General features: G+C 72.0%; 16 protein-coding genes. 11 read left to right on the top strand and 5 right to left on the bottom strand.

Features of this window, described 5'->3' with window-relative positions; genetic code table 11:
• Positions 1 to 8: 8 nt before the first annotated feature.
• Positions 9 to 1,511 (bottom strand): IucA/IucC family protein, encoded by a 1,503-nt coding sequence (locus AQJ67_RS04685; protein WP_062716660.1) that lies wholly within the window; start codon positions 1,509 to 1,511, stop codon positions 9 to 11.
• A 142-nt stretch (positions 1,512 to 1,653) separates the two neighbouring features.
• Here AQJ67_RS04685 and AQJ67_RS04690 point away from each other — a divergent pair, with 142 nt between their 5' ends.
• The 3 genes from AQJ67_RS04690 (at position 1,654) to AQJ67_RS04700 (ending at position 5,346) form a co-directional block, all read left to right on the top strand.
• Positions 1,654 to 3,174, top strand: coding sequence for an IucA/IucC family protein (locus tag AQJ67_RS04690; protein ID WP_062716661.1), 1,521 nt, complete (start codon positions 1,654 to 1,656; stop codon positions 3,172 to 3,174).
• Positions 3,175 to 3,274: 100 nt separating this feature from the next.
• Positions 3,275 to 4,543, top strand: a complete 1,269-nt coding sequence (locus tag AQJ67_RS04695; RefSeq protein WP_062716662.1) for a VWA domain-containing protein — start codon at positions 3,275 to 3,277, stop codon at positions 4,541 to 4,543.
• Positions 4,543 to 5,346, top strand: coding sequence for a hypothetical protein (locus AQJ67_RS04700; protein WP_062716663.1), 804 nt, complete (start codon positions 4,543 to 4,545; stop codon positions 5,344 to 5,346). The genes AQJ67_RS04695 and AQJ67_RS04700 overlap by 1 nt, the downstream gene beginning before the upstream one ends.
• A 103-nt stretch (positions 5,347 to 5,449) precedes the next feature.
• On the opposite strand, the gene AQJ67_RS04705 is transcribed toward AQJ67_RS04700, so the two are convergent.
• Complete coding sequence (locus tag AQJ67_RS04705; RefSeq protein WP_062716664.1) at positions 5,450 to 6,076, bottom strand: winged helix-turn-helix transcriptional regulator; 627 nt, start codon at positions 6,074 to 6,076, stop codon at positions 5,450 to 5,452.
• 87 nt (positions 6,077 to 6,163) lie between these two features.
• Here AQJ67_RS04705 and AQJ67_RS04710 point away from each other — a divergent pair, with 87 nt between their 5' ends.
• From AQJ67_RS04710 to AQJ67_RS04740, 8 genes are all read left to right on the top strand, one after another.
• A complete protein-coding gene (locus tag AQJ67_RS04710) occupies positions 6,164 to 7,372 on the top strand; it encodes a pyridoxal phosphate-dependent aminotransferase (RefSeq protein ID WP_062716665.1) in 1,209 nt (402 codons plus the stop codon).
• 116 nt (positions 7,373 to 7,488) lie between these two features.
• On the top strand, positions 7,489 to 9,843 hold the full coding sequence (locus AQJ67_RS04715) for a hypothetical protein (protein WP_062716666.1): 2,355 nt from the start codon (positions 7,489 to 7,491) through the stop codon (positions 9,841 to 9,843).
• Positions 9,844 to 9,854: 11 nt separating this feature from the next.
• Positions 9,855 to 10,256 carry a DUF5955 family protein gene (locus AQJ67_RS04720; protein ID WP_062716667.1) on the top strand — a complete coding sequence of 134 codons (402 nt, stop codon included), beginning with the start codon at positions 9,855 to 9,857 and terminating at the stop codon, positions 10,254 to 10,256.
• 126 nt (positions 10,257 to 10,382) lie between these two features.
• The gene (locus AQJ67_RS04725; protein WP_062716668.1) at positions 10,383 to 10,991 is read left to right on the top strand and encodes a histidine phosphatase family protein; all 609 of its coding nucleotides are present in this window, start codon (positions 10,383 to 10,385) and stop codon (positions 10,989 to 10,991) included.
• 130 nt (positions 10,992 to 11,121) lie between these two features.
• The gene (locus AQJ67_RS04730; protein ID WP_062716669.1) at positions 11,122 to 11,751 is read left to right on the top strand and encodes a hypothetical protein; all 630 of its coding nucleotides are present in this window, start codon (positions 11,122 to 11,124) and stop codon (positions 11,749 to 11,751) included.
• Between the two features lie 51 nt (positions 11,752 to 11,802).
• On the top strand, positions 11,803 to 12,225 hold the full coding sequence (locus tag AQJ67_RS04735; protein ID WP_062716670.1) for an acyl-CoA thioesterase: 423 nt from the start codon (positions 11,803 to 11,805) through the stop codon (positions 12,223 to 12,225).
• Between the two features lie 7 nt (positions 12,226 to 12,232).
• Positions 12,233 to 12,409 carry a hypothetical protein gene (locus AQJ67_RS46550; RefSeq protein ID WP_244190359.1) on the top strand — a complete coding sequence of 59 codons (177 nt, stop codon included), beginning with the start codon at positions 12,233 to 12,235 and terminating at the stop codon, positions 12,407 to 12,409.
• 73 nt (positions 12,410 to 12,482) lie between these two features.
• Positions 12,483 to 12,932 (top strand): hypothetical protein, encoded by a 450-nt coding sequence (locus AQJ67_RS04740; RefSeq protein ID WP_062716671.1) that lies wholly within the window; start codon positions 12,483 to 12,485, stop codon positions 12,930 to 12,932.
• Positions 12,933 to 12,959: 27 nt separating this feature from the next.
• Here AQJ67_RS04740 and AQJ67_RS04745 read toward each other — a convergent pair whose 3' ends face one another.
• The 3 genes from AQJ67_RS04745 to AQJ67_RS04755 form a co-directional block, all read right to left on the bottom strand.
• Positions 12,960 to 14,606, bottom strand: coding sequence for a serine/threonine-protein kinase (locus AQJ67_RS04745; protein ID WP_062716672.1), 1,647 nt, complete (start codon positions 14,604 to 14,606; stop codon positions 12,960 to 12,962).
• Between the two features lie 142 nt (positions 14,607 to 14,748).
• Positions 14,749 to 16,140: a nucleobase:cation symporter-2 family protein gene (locus tag AQJ67_RS04750; protein ID WP_107122771.1), complete on the bottom strand. Its 1,392-nt coding sequence runs from the start codon at positions 16,138 to 16,140 to the stop codon at positions 14,749 to 14,751.
• A 223-nt stretch (positions 16,141 to 16,363) separates the two neighbouring features.
• Entirely contained in the window at positions 16,364 to 17,743 is a 1,380-nt protein-coding gene (locus tag AQJ67_RS04755; RefSeq protein ID WP_062716674.1) for an 8-oxoguanine deaminase, read from the bottom strand.
• Positions 17,744 to 17,827 lie beyond the last annotated feature (84 nt).

The raw sequence follows: 17,827 nt of genomic DNA on the forward strand, positions 1-17,827 counted from the left end.
AATTCAGATCACGGGCGGGCCAGCGGGTTCGGCAGAGGCAGGTAGCGGGCGTCCGCGCCGTCGGCGTTCGTCCAGCGCAGGAGCAGGTTCGTCTTGCCGGGGAGGGTGGGCGAGGCGAGCAGGCGGGGGATCTCGGGGAGGTCGTGGCGGGCGAGTTCGCGGCGGGTGGCGGGCCAGGGGTCCAGGGTCGGGTGGCGTTCGACGAGGGCCTCGGCGATCTCCACGAGGTGGTTGACGACCAGGCAGTACACCAGCCGCTCCCAGCCGGCCGCCCGGGACACCTCCGGCAGCCGCTTCACGCCCTCGGCGTCCCGGAAGACGGCCCGCACGGGGGTGCCGTCGCCGTCGACGGCGACGAGGGTGTTCTGCAGGTGTGCCTCGAGTACGACGCCGTGGTCGGCGAAGGCCGCGAGGGCGGGCGGCACGACCGCGCCGAGATACGCCTCCCACCAGGCGGCCGGGTCCGCCGTGGCGTCGAGGGGGCTGCCGTCGAAGCCTTCCACGAGGGCGGCGGCGAGCAGCGGGGTCGTGCCGGGCGGCAGCCGGTCGTGGAAGCCGTCGCGGACCAGGACGGCGAGTTCCTCGAAGGCGAAGTCGGCGGTGCGGTAGCCGCGGTCGCTCAGCCAGGCCGCGCGGCCGGCGGCAAGGGCGGTCGTGGCCGCGGCGTCCGTGCGGCGCAGCTTCAGCAGGTCGTGGCGCCACAGCCGGCGGATGTCGTTGGTGATGCGCACGTCGAGGCTGAACTTCAGGAAAAGGTCGCGCTCGGGGGCGTAGAGCGTGCGGATCGCGGCCGTGGGCCAGGCGTCGAAACCGGACGTGCCGAGCCGGATCAGCCGGCCGTCGGCGAAGGCGGGCGCGAGGTCCACGAGGCCGAGCTGCCAGGGGTGGGCGGGCAGCAGCCGATAGCCGGGCGGGGCGGCGCCGAGCGCGTCCAGGGCCGCGGTGTCGCCCTCCTCGACGACGGCGTCCTCGCGCAGGCCGAGCAGCGTGAGCGGGAAGCGGGCGTGCGCCTCGGGGGCGTAGGGCAGCCAGGCGGCGACCGGGCCGCCGCCGCGGGCCTTGGGGGCGGGGTGGTAGGGGTGGCCGGTGAGGAGGCACTGCTCCGAGCGGAGGTAGAGGTCCTGCGGCGGCGTCGCACGCGCGCGTGCCGTGAGCAGCGCGGCCACCGCGTCCCGGCTGTCGATCATCTCGGCGGGCAGTTCGTGGTTGGACAGACCGGTGTGGCGGCGCAGTTCGTCGGCGACGAGCTTGACGAGCTCGGTGTGGCCGACGCGCCGCCAGGTGCCGTCCGCGCGGACCTCGGGCTCGGCGGGCCGCCGTGCGCCGAGGACCCGCAGCAGGCGGCCGGACCCCGGCAGGCGGTACACCTGGCGTTCGCCGGACACACCGTGGGGTTCGGCCACCTCGCGCAGCAGGCAGTTCAGCAGGGGCGCGACCGCGTGGGCGTCGGCGCGGTCCGCGACGTCCGCGACGTCGGCGGCGGAGGGCGGGGTGAGGTGCACGCGATCCACTCGTTCTCTACGGTCCGTTCAGGACGGTCTCTACAAGTCCGTTCAGGACGGTCTCTACGGTCCGTTCCGGGCAGGAAGACGATCAGTATGTCCGTCGTCGGCGCCTGGCCCGACGCCCTACTCGTACCCGAGGAGCCCGCCCGTGCACCGTCTTCCCAGCGCCGAGGCCGAGGTCGCCGCCGAACTGGCCGACGTACGCCCCGGACTCGCGTCGCGGTACGCCGCCGAGCTCCCCGGCGCCCGGGCGGCCGTCCTGACCCGGCTGTGGCGTGCCCTGGCGCACGAGCCGCTGCCCTGGGTCGCCCGGCGCGAGCGCGGCCGGGAGGGCCTCACCCTGCGCCTTTCGGACGGCCGCCTGCTGCACGGCCCGCACGCGGACCCGTACGCCACCGCCGCGTACGTCACCGCCGTACGTCTCGACCAGGCGTCGTACGACGATCCGGCCCGGTTGCTGACGGACCTGTCCGTGCCGCACGGGGCGGCGTTCGCGGCCGAACTCGGCCACAGCGTGGCCTCGTTGGCGTTGTCGCGGGCCGGGCGGGGCGCTCACCCGAAGGAGTGGCCGGCGCGTGACTGGGAGTGGGAGTGGGAGCAGCGGGTCGTCGACGGGCATCCGTTCCACCCCAACTGCCGTTCCAGGCCGGGGTTCTCGGTCGCCGAGCAGCTGGCGTACGGGCCGGAGCACCGGCCGGTGGTGACGCTGGGGCTGGTGCCGGTGCGAGCGGACGAGTGCCTGGTGACGGGCGGGTGGCCGGAGGGGATGCGGGACGGGGAGCGGCTGCTGATCCCGGTGCATCCGTGGCAGGCCGAGCATGTGCTCAAGCGGCCCTGCGACCCCTGCGGCGACGGACTGGCCGCGCACCCGCTGATGTCCCTGCGCACCCTCGCCCTGCCCGACGGACCACACGTCAAGACCGCGCTGAGCGCCCGGCTGACGTCTTCCGTGCGGGACATCTCGGGGTACTCGATCTCCCTGTCGGCGACCCTGTCCGACTTCGCGGAGACACTGGCGGCGCGGACGGACGGGCTGCTGCACATGACCCGCACCCTGGGGGCGGCGACCGCCGGCTCCCCCGATCTGGCGGCGGTGTTGCGCGAGTCGCCGCGGGAGTACGCGGGGCCGGGCGAGCGGGTCGTGCCGGTGGCCGCGCTCGCCACCACCGAACTGCCCGAGTCCCCGGCGTGGCTGGCCGAGTTCACGCGGTTGGCACTCACCGTGGGGCTGCGGCTGCTGGAGTCGGGTGTGGCGCTGGAGGCGCACGGCCAGAACCTGCTCGTGGTGCTGTCGGCGGACGGCTCCCCGGTGCGGCTGGTCTACCGCGACCTCGCCGACATCCGCATCAGCCCGGCACGGCTGGCCCGGCACGGCATCCCGATGCCGGAGCTGACGGGCCGGATCGTCACGGACGACGTGCCGACTCTGCGCCGCAAGCTGTTCGGCTCGCTGGTGGCCGGGGCGCTGGCGGGTACGGCGGGCTCGGGGACGGCGCTGCGCGGGGCGCTGGAGGCGGTCGTACGGGAGTTGCCGGCCACCGTGGATCTCGCCGCGCTGCGCGCCGAGCCGCTGCCGACGAAGGCGCTGTCGCTGATGCGGCTGTCGCCGGGGACGGCCGGGGACCAGTGGGCGGAGTTGCCCAACCCGCTGGTCACCGAGGTGTTCTGACCGGTGGCCGGCAGGGGATCTGACCGGTGGCCGGCAGGTGTTCTGACAGGTGTTCCGACCTCGTTTGAAGCGTGACACCTCTGATCAATAAGATCCGCCGATGATCAGAACACAACGGCTGGCGGCCGGGGTCTGCGCCCTGCTCGCCGCGCTCACGGCCGGGATAGCCTTCCCGGCCGGGGCGAACGCCGACGAGACCACCGCCACCGCTCCGAAAGTCGATCTCGTGATCGACGTCAGCGGTTCGATGCGGGCGAAGGACATCGACGGCCAGTCACGGATGGCCGCGGCGAAGCAGGCCTTCAACGAGGTGCTGGACGCCACCCCCGAGGAGGTCCAGCTCGGCATCCGCACCCTCGGTGCCAACTACCCGGGCGACGACCGCAAGACGGGCTGCAAGGACACCGCGCAGCTCTACCCGGTCGGCCCGCTGGACCGCACCGAGGCCAAGACGGCGGTGGCGACCCTGACGCCCACCGGCTGGACGCCGATCGGTCCGGCGCTGCTGAAGGCGGCCGAGGACCTGGACGGCGGCGAGGGCTCCAAGCGGATCGTGCTGATCAGCGACGGCGAGGACACCTGCGCCCCGCTCGACCCGTGCGAGGTGGCCCGCGAGATCGCCGCCAAGGGCATCGGCCTGACCATCGACACGCTCGGCCTGGTCCCCAACACCAAGCTGCGCCAGCAGCTCAGCTGTATCGCCGAGGCGACCGGCGGCACCTTCACCTCGGTCGAGCACACCGACGAACTCACCGACAAGGTCAACCAGTTGGTGGACCGGGCGGCCGACCCGGTGGTGACGCCGGTCGCGACGACGGGCGCGGACCAGTGCGCGAAGGCGCCCACGCTGAAGTCCGGCCTGTACACCGACCGCGAGGAGTTCGGGCAGCAGCGCTGGTACCGCGTGGACGTCCCGGACGGCTATGAACTGCGCGCCTCCGTGAGCGCGGCGGCCGACCGCGAGGTGAACCCGTCGTACGGGCTGCTGCTGCGGGCGACGACCGAGCGCGGCCGGGAGATCGTCCGCGGCGAGGCGGCGGGCAACGGCCGTACCGACGCGATCTCGACGGGCCTGCGCTACCCGAAGGCCGAGCGGGAGGACGTGGAGGGTGAGGTCGCGCCCGAGACGGTGTGTCTCCAGGTCACGCACTCCTTCTCCGCGGCGGGCGGGGTGAAGACCACCCCCGGTCTGCCGCTGGAATTGACCGTCGACGTCGTGCACGGGCCGGACGCGTCGAGCGACGTGGCCGCCTTCGGTCTCGGGCGCGGCTGGTGGCTGCTCGGCGCGCTCGTCCTCACCGGCTTCCTCGCCGGTCTCGTCTGGGGCTGGCTGTCGCGCTGGCGGGTCGCGGTCTGGAGGACCAACTGATGCGGATCACACGAGTGTTGAGCGCGACCGCGCTGATGTTCGGGCTTGCGGTCGCCCCGGCCGTCGCCGACTCCTCGCCGTCGCCGAGCGCGTCGGAGGACTCCGGCGCGCCGAGCCAGGCGGGCACCTCCTTCCGTACGGCGGCCGAGTTCGAGCAGGGCCAGACGGCCACGGCGAGCGCTTCCACGGGCGACTACCTGTACTGGTCGTTCCCCGCCGACGCCGGACAGCGCCCCACCGTGAAGGCGACGGTGAAGCTGCCGGACACGCATGCCGCCGAGACCTGGCAGATCGACGTGTACGACGGTCTGCGGCGCCGTCAGGCCTGCCAGTACGGGGCGCAGACGCGGACCGCCCCGGCGAACGCCGCCTCCGTCGAGCTGGACTGCGTGCTGCGCACCGTGCGTGCCTGGTCGGAGCCGTGGGCCGATGACCCGCTGCCGGGCACGTACTACATCCGGCTGACGGTCGTGGACGTTCCCACCTCCGACCTCGGTCTGCCGGTGGGCGCCGAGGTCCGGGCCGACTCGAAGGACGTTGGCGGTGCTGCGGCGGTGGACGGTTCGCTGGCGGAGCCGCTGGTGCCGGGCGTCGCGGTGAAGTCGCGGGAGGACGAGGAGAGTTCGTCCGCCTCGGCCGTGCTGTCCAGCATCGAGCCCGAGGACGGCTGGGCGTCCGGCTGGTGGTCCGACCGGTGGGTGTGGACGGCGATCGGCGGTGCGCTGGCCGCGCTGGCGGGTGTCGGCGGTTACACGCTGACGCGTGGGTCGGGCCGGCCGACGCGGGTGCCGCCGGGCGCCTGACGGTTCGTCGACAGGCCCGCCGCGCCGAGGTGCGGCGGGCCTTCGCGTCTCACTCGTCCCGCAGCGCCTTAGCGTCTCACTCGTCCCGCAGCGCCTTGGCGTCTCACTCGTCCCGCAGCGCCTTCGCCAGGACGCCGTCGCCGGTCACCTCGATACGACCGGCGCGCACCGCGTCCGCGACGCTCAACTCCCCCCGGCCTAGCGCCCCGCACGTGTCGGCGTCCAGGACGAGCCGGACGTCGGGCTCGATCAGAGCGGGCCCCTCGCGGTACACGGGATCCTCCTCGGCACCGGCCCAGAGGTGGAACACCCCTTCCTCCAGGTGGACCTCCACCAGCCCCTCCCCCTCCAGCCCGCGCAGCAGCGGCAGCGCGAACCAGTGCGCCCGCACCGCGTCCGTCGGCCGCCGCTCCCCCAGCTCGGCCTGCCCCCACGCGCCCAGCGCTTGGAGCACGGGCAGCAACTCCCGCCCCCGCGGCGTGAGTTCGTACACGTAGGCCGCGCCGGGCGGGGGCAGCCGGCGGCGCGTGGTGAGGCCGTCGCGCTCCATGTCCTTCAGCCGTGACGCGAGGACGTCCGTGCTGACGCCCGGCAGGTCCGCGTGGAGGTCGGTGTAGCGACGCGCGCCGGCCAGCAGCTCCCGGACGATCAGCAGGGTCCAGCGGTCGCCGACGACGTCGAGCGCCCGGGCGGCGGAACAGTACTGGTCGTAGCTTCGGCGAGGTGACATGCGACGCAGTCTAGACATGTTGTTGGACTTTCCAAGCTCGAACTTGGTAAAACCAAGCAACACACGAAACCGGAGGGGCGAGCGCGCATGGAGTTCCGGCAGTCGAGCAAGCTGAGCGAGGTCTGTTACGAGATCCGCGGCCCGGTGATCGAGCACGCGAACGCGCTGGAGGAGGCGGGCCACAGCGTGCTGCGCCTGAACACCGGCAACCCCGCGCTCTTCGGCTTCGAGGCGCCGGAGGAGATCCTCCAGGACATGATCCGGATGCTCCCCCAGGCGCACGGCTACACCGACTCGCGCGGCATCCTCTCCGCCCGCCGGGCCGTGGCCCAGCGCTACCAGACGCTCGGCCTTGAGGTCGGCGTCGACGACGTCTTCCTCGGCAACGGCGTGTCCGAGCTGGTCTCCATGGCCGTACAGGCCCTGGTCGAGGACGGCGACGAGATCCTCATCCCCGCCCCGGACTTCCCCCTCTGGACGGCGGTGACGACCCTCGCCGGCGGCAAGGCCGTCCACTACCTCTGCGACGAACAGGCCGACTGGTATCCGGACCTGGACGACATGGCGTCGAAGATCACGGACCGCACCCGTGCCGTGGTCATCATCAACCCGAACAACCCCACCGGCGCGGTCTACCCCAAGGAGATCCTGGAGGGCATCCTCGACCTCGCCCGCCGGCACGGCCTGATGGTCTTCGCCGACGAGATCTACGACCAGATCCTGTACGACGACGCCGTGCACCACTCGGTCGCGACCCTCGCCCCCGACCTGGTCGTCCTCACCTTCTGCGGCCTGTCGAAGACGTACCGGGTGGCGGGCTTCCGCTCCGGCTGGCTCGTCGTCACCGGCCCCAAGCAGCACGCGAAGGACTACCTGGAGGGCCTGACGATGCTGGCCTCCATGCGGCTGTGCGCCAACGCCCCCGCGCAGTACGCCATCCAGGCCGCGCTCGGCGGCCGCCAGTCGATCCGGGAACTGACCACGCCGGGCGGGAGGTTGTGCGAGCAGCGCAACGTGGCCTGGGAGAAGCTCAACGAGATCCCCGGGGTGTCGTGCGTGAAGCCGAAGGGCTCGCTGTACGCGTTCCCGCGCCTCGACCCCAAGGTGTACAAGATCCACGACGACGAGAAGTTCGTCCTGGACCTGCTGCTGAGGGAGAAGATCCAGGTCGTCCAGGGCACGGGCTTCAACTGGCCGACACCCGACCACTTCCGGATCCTGACCCTGCCCTACGCGGACGACCTGGAGGCGGCGATCGGGCGGATCGGGCGGTTCCTGAGCGGGTACCGGCAGTAGCCGCCGGGGCGGCTGAGCGGGGTTTGCCGATGTTCGCCGATTCGCGATCACAGAGGAGGGGGATGCCATAGAGTGCGGCCCCTGATCTCTGGGGTCAGGGATGGGGGAACCGACAGGTGTTCTTGTCTCGGAGTGGGTCCGACTCGCCCTCGTTCTTACGCGGCCGAACAGCCCTGCTGCTCCTGCTCGTCGTCGTCGGGGGCAGCCCGTGGGCACAGCGCCCGGTCTGGGACTTCTACATCGAGAAGTTCTACATAGAGCTCTCCGGCGACGAGACCTTACGCACCCTCACCGAAGCGGCCCTCGTCCCCGGCTGGGAGTACTCCCTCGACCGGTACGGCAGCGTGACCTTCCTGGTCATCGACAACGTCTGCGTCGTGGCGCTGCTCGCGGGGCTCGCCCTCTTCGCATGGCGGCTGCCGCGCCACGGGGCGGGCTGGATCCGCTGTCTGGCCGTGGGTGTGCTGGCGGCCGAGGTCGAGGCCCTGCTGCGGGTCGGCCTGCTCGACACCCTCGTCCCCGATGCGGAGGTGTCCCCGACAGACACCCTGCTGAAGGACCTCACGCTCTCGGCCCTCGTCTTCGGCCTGGCGGTCGGCGCACTGCTCGCGCTGCTGACCGCCGGGCCACCCGGCACCCGCCTCCCGAGGTCCGTCACCGCCCCGAGGTCCGTCGCCGCCCGGAGGACGTCACCGGCCAGGAGGAGAAAGGGAGGGCTCGGCATGACGACCCCACAGGTCCGCATGCCGGTCGGGAGCACACCGGGTGATGTCACCCGCTATCTGTGCACCGCGGCCTACGTGGACGAACGCTTCGCCGACCGGGTGGTGGAGGAGGTTCTGGCCGACGAGGCCAGTGCCGTGGCCCCCTCACCCGAGGTCGACCTGGTGTCGGTGGCACGCCACTGCCTGACGGCACAGGAACTGCGTCACGGGCGCGACCTGCGCCTGGCGGGGGCGTTCGCCGTCGTGGCGCTGCTCGCACCGCTGTGGCTGCTGTACGTCGCGTTGCTCCTGTCGACCACCCGGCGCCCCGGCGCCCAGCCGAGCCTGGCCACCCGCGGGCACCACCAGCCCGGCAGCAGGGCGCTGGTGTCCGGCGCCGTCACGGCCGCGGTGGTGGCACTGCTCGCCTTCTACTTCGCCTCCCTGGTCTCGTCGTTGCCCGTGCCGGGCTTCTTCGGCTGGCTGCTCGGCTCCTATCTGGGCGGGGTGCCAGCCGTCCTGGCGTCGATCGGGGCGGTGGTGTTCGCCCATGTGACGGTCGTGGACCACGACCGGGACATCGACCAGCTGCTGCGCACCACCATGACCCGCGACACGTTCCCCCTGCAGCCCCGGCCCACCGTCCCGCGGCGGAAGTGGATGGCCGAGCGACTCGCGGCCGTCCGGCAGGCCCAGGTCGGCAACGTCACGGTGTACAGCGGGTACACCCCGTTCATCGGCTACTCGGAGACCCACTCCAAGTGGTCGCTCGCGGTGCCGCTCCTGCCCTCGGACGACCGGGCCGGCATGACCGCGCGCCCCGCCGAGCCGGAGCCCTTCACGGTCGCCGAACTCGTCGACCACGTCCGCGCACGACTGCGCGCGGTCGCCGAGCGCGGCGTCACCGACGGGGCGGCGAAAGCAGGCGAGGAGGCGGAACCCGGCGAGGAGGCACTCGGGTCCCTCGTCATCGAGGACCGCGTGTTCGTGAACGGCACGACCATCGGTGACGACGAGCGGTTCATCGAGGCGGAGCGCAGCATCACCCCGACCGTCCGGCTGTCCCCCGAAGAGGTCGAGCAGATCATGCTGCGCCCGACCGGGACCGTCCGCCACTATCTGGCGGTGCACGTCCCGATGTGGGGCGGGGACGTGGTGCCCAGCGTGTTCCTGCACTTCTCGACCGCGGGCAGAACGCTGCACCTGCACTGCGACAACCACGTGCTCGGCCCGGTGGCCGCGGACTACCACGTCGTGGACCGCCTGCGCGGCCCGCTCGGCCCCGACGGCAGGCGTGGCCTGCTGCTGGCTTCCCTCGCCCGCACCGGCGGCGCCTTCTTCGCCGCGCCGTACCGGGCACTGCGCCACGCCCGCTTCGAGACCCGGCACACCCGACGCATGGTGGACGAGCTGAAGGCCATGGAGCAGGACCCGGTCTTCGACTACGGCGCCCGGGTGAGCGTCCGTGAGATGGCGCTGAGCCCCGACTACCACAACTACTTCCAGGTCGTGGACGCCGGCCGGATCGTCTCCCTCGTGGAACGCCACACCCTCGCCGCCATCCGGGAGTTCCTCGACGCCCACGGCTACGACATCACCGATTTCCGCACCCAGCAGCAGACGATCCTCAACCAGGGGCTCATCCAGCAGGGCGGGACGAGCATCATCGGCAACCAGGCGATCGGCGCGGGCGCGACCGCCACCCAGAACATCCCGCAGCAGTCCGGCGCCTCCGCCCTCAGCGCCGCCGGCGGCTCCGACAAGTAGGGGACATCCTCATGCGAAACGACGACGGGCACCAGGGCCCTCCCGTCAACAAGGGCGTCATGATCAGCGGCGGCACCCAGTACGTCGGCAACCAGGCCGTGGGAGACGGCGCCCAGGCGTCGTCCGGCGCCGTCTCCTTCCAGACGCAGGACCCGGAGCAGGCCGCTCGCACCGCACAACTCCTGGCCGTGGTCGAGCGGTTGCTGGAGGAGCACCGCACCGCGCTCGACGACCCCGACGCCACCAGCAGGGAACTACGCCGGCTGCGCGAGGAACTCCAGGAGGAGGAGCCACAGCCGACCGTCCTGCGGCGCGCCCTGCACCGGCTGAACGAGTTCGTCCAGCCGGTGGCCCCGCTCGTCGTCGCGGTCGGACAGCTCGCGCAGTCGGTGCAGAGCCTGCCGGGGGTCTGAACCGGCCGTGAGGCAGGGCGACGGCCGTGCGGACGGGCCCGGCGCGGGCCGTCCGGCCCAATCCGCCCTGCGGCCGTCGGCGACGCTGTGGCACGGTGCTGGGAGGCGAGCGGGAAGGGCGCGCACGTGGGTGATCTCCTTCTGGTCCGGCACGGCGAGACCGAGTGGTCACGGTCCGGGCGGCACACCGGCTGGACGGACGTGCCGCTGACCGAGCACGGGCGCGAGGAGGCGCGGCGGCTGACGCCGTTGATCCGTGCGCAGGGCATCGGGGCCGCCTTCGTCAGCCCGTTGCGGCGAGCACGGGAGACCGCCGAGCTCATCGGGCTGCACGAGGTGGCGGACGTGGCGGTCGACGCGGAGCTGCGGGAGTGGGACTACGGCGGGTACGAGGGGGTCACGACCGCCGAGATCCAGCGGGAGCGGCCGGGGTGGTTCCTGTTCACGGACGGGGTCGCGCCCGGACCGCCCGACCGCCCCGGGGAGAGCGTGCGGCAGGTCGGGGAGCGCGCGGACCGGATGCTGGCCAAGGTGGACGCCGCGCTCGGCGACGGCGAAGGCTGTGTGGCGCTCGTGGCGCACGGGCACTTCCTGCGGGTGCTCACGGCCCGGCGGCTGGGGCTGCCGGCGGCGGACGGGGCGCTGTTCCAGCTGGCGACGGGGACGGTGTGCCGGCTGGGCACGGAGCACGGGCGGCCGGTGATCGCCGAGTGGAATGTCAGACCCGGGTCGTAGCCTTCCCAGCAGATGGGGCGTGTGCCTGACCGGCAGGGGCCGGCGCGGTAGAGGCCCACGCCCCCGTCGACGCCCACACCCCCGTCGACGCCCACGCCCGCGTCGACGCCCGCCCGGGAAGGAGCACGCCGTGTCCCGACCGCCGACCGCCGCCCAACGGCGTGTCATCGATGCCGCCGACCCGGTCACCGGGCGGCTCAGGGGTACGCAGGCCCAGCTCGCGGCACTGGTGAAGCGAGGGCTCGCCTTCCGGCACCCGCGGCCGCCGCACGATCACTTTCTGACGCCGGCCGGGCATCGGATACGGGAGGCGGATCCGACGGCGCCCGCGAAGGCCGAGGCTCCCGCGGCCGGCGGGGTGTTCGCGGCCCGGATCGGCGGTGAGGAAAGCCCGCCGAGGAGCGGGCCGGCCCGGGTCCGCGAGGTGCACAGCGCCTGGCAGGGGCTGCTGGAGCTGCGCCGGATGACCAACCCGGACGGGGCGACGGACCGGCCGTGCGCATGGGAGCGTACGCATCTGGTGCAGGCCGCCGCGCTCGCCCTGGAGGCCGCCGGGCACCGTCCGGCCGGGCCGGACCTGGAGGAGGGCTACCGGGTGCGGGCCACCCCACAGCCGGAGGCGGTCGCCGTGCACGAGCCGGACGGCGCGCGGCTGCGGGCCTGCGCCGCCACACTGGAGGAGGCGGGGTGGCAGGCCGGCGAGCACACCGAACCTCGCACAAGAGCGCGATATCTGCTGGCATCCCCGCGCCGGGCATGACGGGCGTGCCAAGATCGGTGCACAGGACATCGAAGGCGAGAAGAGGAAGCAGTGAGCGAGCCGTTTTCCGTCCGGGTCACCGTCCGCGGCTACGAGACGGATGTGCAGGGGCACGTCAACCAGAGCGTGTACATCAACTATGCGGAGCACGCCCGCTGGTCGTTGCTCCAGGCCGCGGGCATCAGCCAGGCGGGCCTGATAGGCAAGGGCGTCGGCCCCGTCGCGCTGGAGACGACGATCCGCTACAAGCGGGAGCTGCTCGCCGGTGACGAGGTAGACGTGACCTGCGCCTTCGAGTGGTCGGGCGGCAAGACGTTCCAGATCCGGCAGACCGTTCGCAAGGCGGACGGCACGGTGGCGGCCGAGCTGACGGCGGTCGGTGGTCTGTTGGACCTCAAGGAGCGCAGGATGGTCGCCAACCCGCAGGACTACTTCAAGGAACTGGCCTCGGACCCGAGCCTGTTCGGGCTCTAGTCAGGGCATGGCACTGCTGAGCCGGGCGCCGGTCGACGGGTCGTACGTCACCGACGTACTCCCGCCGCTGCATTCGGGGGCGGCCACGGCGGCCGGTCACCAACTCGCCTTCCAGGTAGGGACGTTGATCGCGGCGGGCGCGCTGGTGCTGGCGGCGGCTCTGTTGAGGAAGCGTCAGAACTGAGCACAACCATTCGCATACCCGGTGGGTCACACCATGCAGGAGCAACCACCTCCAATGGAGACCAGGGGGAAATATGCGATACGCACGTTCTGTCCTGTCCGCTGCCGCGCTGGCGGCCCTGACGGTGGGCACCACAGCCGCCCTCACGGCGCCCGCCTCCGCCGCGCCCAACACCACCCCGCAGAAGGTCTGCGGGAGCAGCTACAAGACGGTGAACTCCGCGGCCATCGGCTCGCTGGGCACCATCTACCTGACGTACAACGCGTCCAACGGCAAGAACTGCGTGGCGACCATCCGCAACAACCCGGGCACGGCCATGGACATGTCGGCGTGGATCTACGTGTCCGACACCGAGGAGTACGACGAGGACTACGGGCAGTACACGTCGTACGCCGGACCGACCTACGTCTACGGCAAGGCGCACTGCGTGGACTGGGGCGGTCACATCAAGAACGTGTACGTGCAGGTGACGGGCTCCAACTGCGGTGCCCTGAAGGAGAACCGGGTGACCTTCACCCGGTGACCCGGATACGGGGACATCGCGGTGCGACTAGGCGGCGTTCTTCCAGACCGTCATGTCCATGCTGAGAAAGGCGATCTCCGGCAGTGCCGTCGATTTCGTCTGGACCACGAGCAGCGCGATGTCCCCGGACGGGTGCTTGACGCAGATCTCGGTGCCGGCCGCCACGGAGGCCAGCGTCCAGCGGTGTTGGTCGGCGCCGCCGAGCATGAGACGGCATTCGTCGAGGGTGGTGCCCGCCTTGCCGGGCATCTGGAGGAACACGCTGGTGTCGCTCTCGATCGCGCAGCTGGAGCTGTCGCAGTCGAGACGGATGTCCCCCTTGCGGTCCTCGCGCCAGAGCGGCTCCTCGAAGCTCAGTGAGGTGTCCGCGTTCAGCAGCACGGGGGCCTGGGTGAGGACTTGCGGTGACGGGGACCTCGTCGGGGTGGGCTTCGACGCCTCCGGCGTCCTGTCACCGCTTCCCGCCGCCTCGGCATCGTCCTGCGACGTCGGTGCGGAGGTCGACGACGACGCCCCCGACCCGCCCCCCGACGAACCTTCGGACTCCCCCGCACCGGACGTGGTCGGCGCGCCCGCGACCCAGTCCCGGAACCGGCCCCCCGCCTGCGAGACCATCCACGCGAAGCCCGTCAGCACCAGCGCCCCGGCCAGCACGGCCGCGATCGTGATCAGTGCCGTACGCCGTCTGCGCGCCCGTCGATCGTCCGGCCCCGTCCGCTGCGGCTGTGTGACGACCAGCGGCCGCGTGTGCAGGATCCGGGTGGGGTCGGGCACGGGGGACGGAACTGTTGGCTCCGGCCCCATGACGTCCCGCCAGACGGTCGGCCCCGCACCCGCGTCGGCGTCCGTGCCCAGTCGCCGCCGGCACCACTCGACGACCTCCGCCAAGGTGGCGCGCTCCTCCGGGGCCGCGGCCAGGCACCGGGCGAACAGGGGGCGGAGCGGCTCGGGCAGGACGGACAGGTCCGGTTCGTCGTGCACGATGCGGTAGAGCACGCCGACCGCGGAGCCCTCCCCGTACAGCGGGCGGCCCAGGGCCGCGAACGCCGCGGTCTGGCCCAGTGCGAAGACGTCGGTCGCGGCCGTGACCTCGCCCCCGGCGGCTTGCTCGGGAGCCATGAAATGGGGCGTGCCGACGGTGGAGCCCGTGGCGGTGTGGGAGCTGAGGTCGGTGGCCAGCGAGATGCCGAAGTCGATCACCCGGGGCCCGTCGGCGGCCAGCAGCACGTTCGACGGCTTCAGGTCCCGGTGCACGATGCCCGCACCGTGGATGGCCTGGAGTGCCTCGGCGACGCCCGCCATCAGCCACAGCACGGCGGGCACCGGCAGCGGTCCGCGCCGGGCGACGGCCTCCGTCAGGGAGGGTCCGGGCACGTACAGCGTGGCCAGCCAGGGCGGTACGCCGTCCGTGTCGGCGTCGATCAGTTCGGCGGTGTACGCGCCCCGGACCCGTCGGGCCGCCTCCACCTCCCGGCGGAACCGCCGCCGGAAGGCCGGGTCGTCGGCCAGCTCCGGCCGCACCACCTTGATCGCCACCGGCCGGCCGCCCTGCGTGTGCGACAGATAGACCCGGCCCATGCCACCCGCGCCCAGCCGGGCGGCGAGACGGTATCCGGCCACTACGGACGGATCGTCCGCCTGGAGTGGCTGGAACACCTCGGTCGCGTTGCTCATCGGCCCGCTTCCCCCCTCATCCCCTTGTCCCCCTCAATCCCCTGAACCCCGGGTCAACCAAGAGTTGACCGAGGCAGAAGCCTAAGCGGAATTCGGGTGCGGAAGGTCCCGGCCATCTGCCAGGCGGAGCTGTTCGCCGACCTCAGGGAGTCGCAGGGGTCCGGGGCGGCGTCCCGGTGATCTCCTCTCCCGCCTCCATCGGGTGGGTCACGTCATGGGCGTCCCGGCCGCCCCTGCCGAGGTGGTTGAAGACCAGGTTGAGCACGACCGCCGCCACACAGCCCGTCGAGATGCCGGAGTCGAGGACGATCCGCGCCGTCTCCGGGAAGGCGTGGTAGAACTCCGGCGCCGTGATCGGGACGATGCCTACGGCGAGCGAGACGGCGACGATCAGGACGTTGTTGTCCTTGTCGAGGCCGGCCCGGACGAGGGTCTGTATGCCGCTCGCGGCGACCGAGCCGAAGAGGACGACGCCCGCGCCGCCGAGCACCGGGCGGGGCACGACCGCGATGAGCGAGGCCGCCATCGGGCACAGGCCCATCAGCACCAGGAAGCCACCGCCGACGGCGACGACGTACCGGCTGCGGATCTTCGTCATCGCGACCAGGCCGATGTTCTGCGCGAAGGCGCTGCACATGAAGCCGTTGAACAGCGGGCTGATCGCCGAGCCGAGGGTGTCGGCGCGCAGGCCGGCCGCGATGGTCCTCTCGTCGGCCGGGCGGTCGACGATCTCACCCAGTGCCAGCATGTCGGCCGTCGACTCGGTCATCGACACCACCATCACCACGCACAGCGAGACGATCGCGGCGAGCTGGAACTGCGGGGCGCCGAAGTGGAACGGGGTCGGGAAGCCGATGACGTCCGCGTCCGCGACCGGGCCGAAGTCCGTGACACCGAACGGGATCGCGATCAGCGTCCCCACGACCAGGCCGAGGAGTACGGCGATCTGCTTGACGAAGCCGGTGGTGAAGCGGCGCAGGAGCAGCACGATCAGCAGGGTTCCGCCCGCCAGGCCCAGGTTGGTCGCCGAACCGTAGTCGTCCGAGGCGGGGTTGGGGCCTTGCGCCCAGCCGAAGGCGACCGGGAGGAGGGAGATACCGATCAGCGTGATGACCGTACCGGTGACCACGGGTGGGAAGAAGCGGACCGCCTTGCTGAAGAAGGGGGCGGCGAGGAAGCCGAGGAGGCCGGCGACGATGACCGCGCCGAAGATGATCGGCAGGGCGTCGGACTTGTCCTCGGTGGAGGCGACGATCGCGGTCATGGGGGCGACGCCGGCGAAGGTGACACCGTTGACGAACGGCAGCCGGGCGCCGATCTTCCAGATGCCGAGGGTCTGCAGGAAGGTGGCGAGGCCGGCGGTGAAGAGGCAGGCGCCGGTGAGGAAGGTCAGGTCGGTGGCGCTCAGGCCGATGGCGGCGCCGACGATCAGGGGTGGGGCGACGACTCCCGCATACATGGCGGCCACGTGCTGCAGGCCCGTGGTGGCCATTTTGAGTGCGGGGAGTTTCTCGTCAACGGGGTGGGCGGTCACGGCGGTTCCTCCGGGTCAGCTAACACGTCGGCTCGGACGTGGGTTTCTTGGAGGTGGTGCGCGGTCGTGCGGGACCGGGGACGGGCCCGTTCCGGGGGAAACGGTGACCGTTCCGGGGCGCACGCGTTCACGCGCGCCCCGGAGACGGCCGCCATGGACCCCGCTCGGGTCCACGGCTACCGGTCGGGAGCCGTCCCTCCCGACCGGAGTTCTTCTGAGACCGTCAGGCCTGCGCGGCGATCCTCGCCAGGCGCTGGGCCTCTTCCCGCGTCGAGCGGGCGATGGCGTCCTCGTCGACCGTGCGGAGCCGTCCCTGCTCCACGATCTGACGGCCGTTGACGAACGACGCCGTGACCGGGGCGGCCGCGCCGAAGACCAGGGCGGTCACCGGGTCGGCGATGGAGGCGTGGGCGAGGGTGTCCATCTTCCACAGCACGAGGTCGGCGAGCTTGCCCGGCTCCAGCGAGCCGATCTCGGCGGACCGGCCGAGGACCTGGGCGCCGCCGTACGTCCCGAGCCGCAGCGCCTGCCGGGCGTTCAGGGCGGCCTCGCGGTGGGCGCCGAGGCGGTTGATGAGCAGGGCGTTGCGCAGTTCGGTGTGCAGTTCGCCGGACTCGTTGGAGGCGGTGCCGTCGACGCCGAGGCCGACCGGGACGCCGGCCGCCAGCATGTCGGGGACACGGGCGATACCGGCCGCGAGGCGGGCGTTGGAGGACGGGCAGTGGGCGACGCCGGTCTTCGTGCGGGCGAAGGCGGCGATGTCGGAGTCGTTCATGTGGACGCAGTGCGCCATCCACACGTCCTCGCCGAGCCAGCCGGTGGACTCGAAGTAGTCGGTGGGGCCCATGCCGAACAGCTCGTGGCAGAACTTCTCCTCCTCCACGGTCTCCGAGCCGTGGGTGTGCATGCGCACGCCGAGGCGGCGGGCCAGCTCGGCGCCCTGCTTCAGGAGTTCGGTGGAGATGGAGAAGGGCGAGCAGGGGGCGACGGCGACCTGGGTCATGGCGTCGAAGGAGGCGTCGTGGTGCTGCTTGACGGTCTCCTCGGTCCCGGCGAGCGCGCCTTCGAGGGTCTCGACGGCGAAGTCCGGCGGCAGCCCGCCGTCCTTCTCGCTGCGGTCCATGGAACCGCGGGCGAGGGTGAAGCGGACGCCCATGTCACGGGCGGCGCCGATGATGGCGCCGGAGAGGTCGCCGGAGCCCTGCGGGTAGACGTAGTGGTGGTCCATGGCGGTGGTCACGCCGCCGCGGGCCATCATCGCCAGCGAGCCCTGCGCGGCCGAGCGCACCATCTGCTCGTCGATGCGCGCCCAGGTCGGGTAGAGGGCGACGAGCCAGTTGAAGAGGTTGTGGTCGGTGGCCAGACCCCGGGTGATCCACTGGTAGAAGTGGTGGTGGGTGTTGACCAGGCCGGGGGTGACCAGGTGCCCGGTGGCGTCGATACGGCGTACGACGTTCTCCAGGCCCTCGGGGGCCTTGCCCGCGCCGAGGGACTCGATGCGGTTGCCGGCGATGACGACGTACCCCGTCGCGTACTCGGTGTCCTGCGCGTCGACGGTGGCGATCGAACAGTTCTCGATGACGATACGCTGGGCTGCTGCCATGGTTCGCCCCTTTTTCACGGGAGTTGTGCTGATCGGAGAGGGCACGGCAGGACCCCGGGAGTTTTGAGTGCCGTGACCGGGGAG

The organism is Streptomyces caeruleatus (assembly GCF_001514235.1).
GTDB lineage: Bacteria > Actinomycetota > Actinomycetes > Streptomycetales > Streptomycetaceae > Streptomyces > Streptomyces caeruleatus.

Coding starts and splice junctions, on each gene's coding strand:
- AQJ67_RS04695 (WP_062716662.1), top strand. CDS start 3,275: ATGATCAGAACACAACGGCTGGCGGCCGGGGTCTGCGCCCTGCTCGCC.
- AQJ67_RS04720 (WP_062716667.1), top strand. CDS start 9,855: ATGCGAAACGACGACGGGCACCAGGGCCCTCCCGTCAACAAGGGCGTC.
- AQJ67_RS04710 (WP_062716665.1), top strand. CDS start 6,164: ATGGAGTTCCGGCAGTCGAGCAAGCTGAGCGAGGTCTGTTACGAGATC.
- AQJ67_RS04705 (WP_062716664.1), bottom strand. CDS start 6,076: ATGTCACCTCGCCGAAGCTACGACCAGTACTGTTCCGCCGCCCGGGCG.
- AQJ67_RS04755 (WP_062716674.1), bottom strand. CDS start 17,743: ATGGCAGCAGCCCAGCGTATCGTCATCGAGAACTGTTCGATCGCCACC.
- AQJ67_RS04740 (WP_062716671.1), top strand. CDS start 12,483: ATGCGATACGCACGTTCTGTCCTGTCCGCTGCCGCGCTGGCGGCCCTG.
- AQJ67_RS04700 (WP_062716663.1), top strand. CDS start 4,543: ATGCGGATCACACGAGTGTTGAGCGCGACCGCGCTGATGTTCGGGCTT.
- AQJ67_RS46550 (WP_244190359.1), top strand. CDS start 12,233: ATGGCACTGCTGAGCCGGGCGCCGGTCGACGGGTCGTACGTCACCGAC.
- AQJ67_RS04745 (WP_062716672.1), bottom strand. CDS start 14,606: ATGAGCAACGCGACCGAGGTGTTCCAGCCACTCCAGGCGGACGATCCG.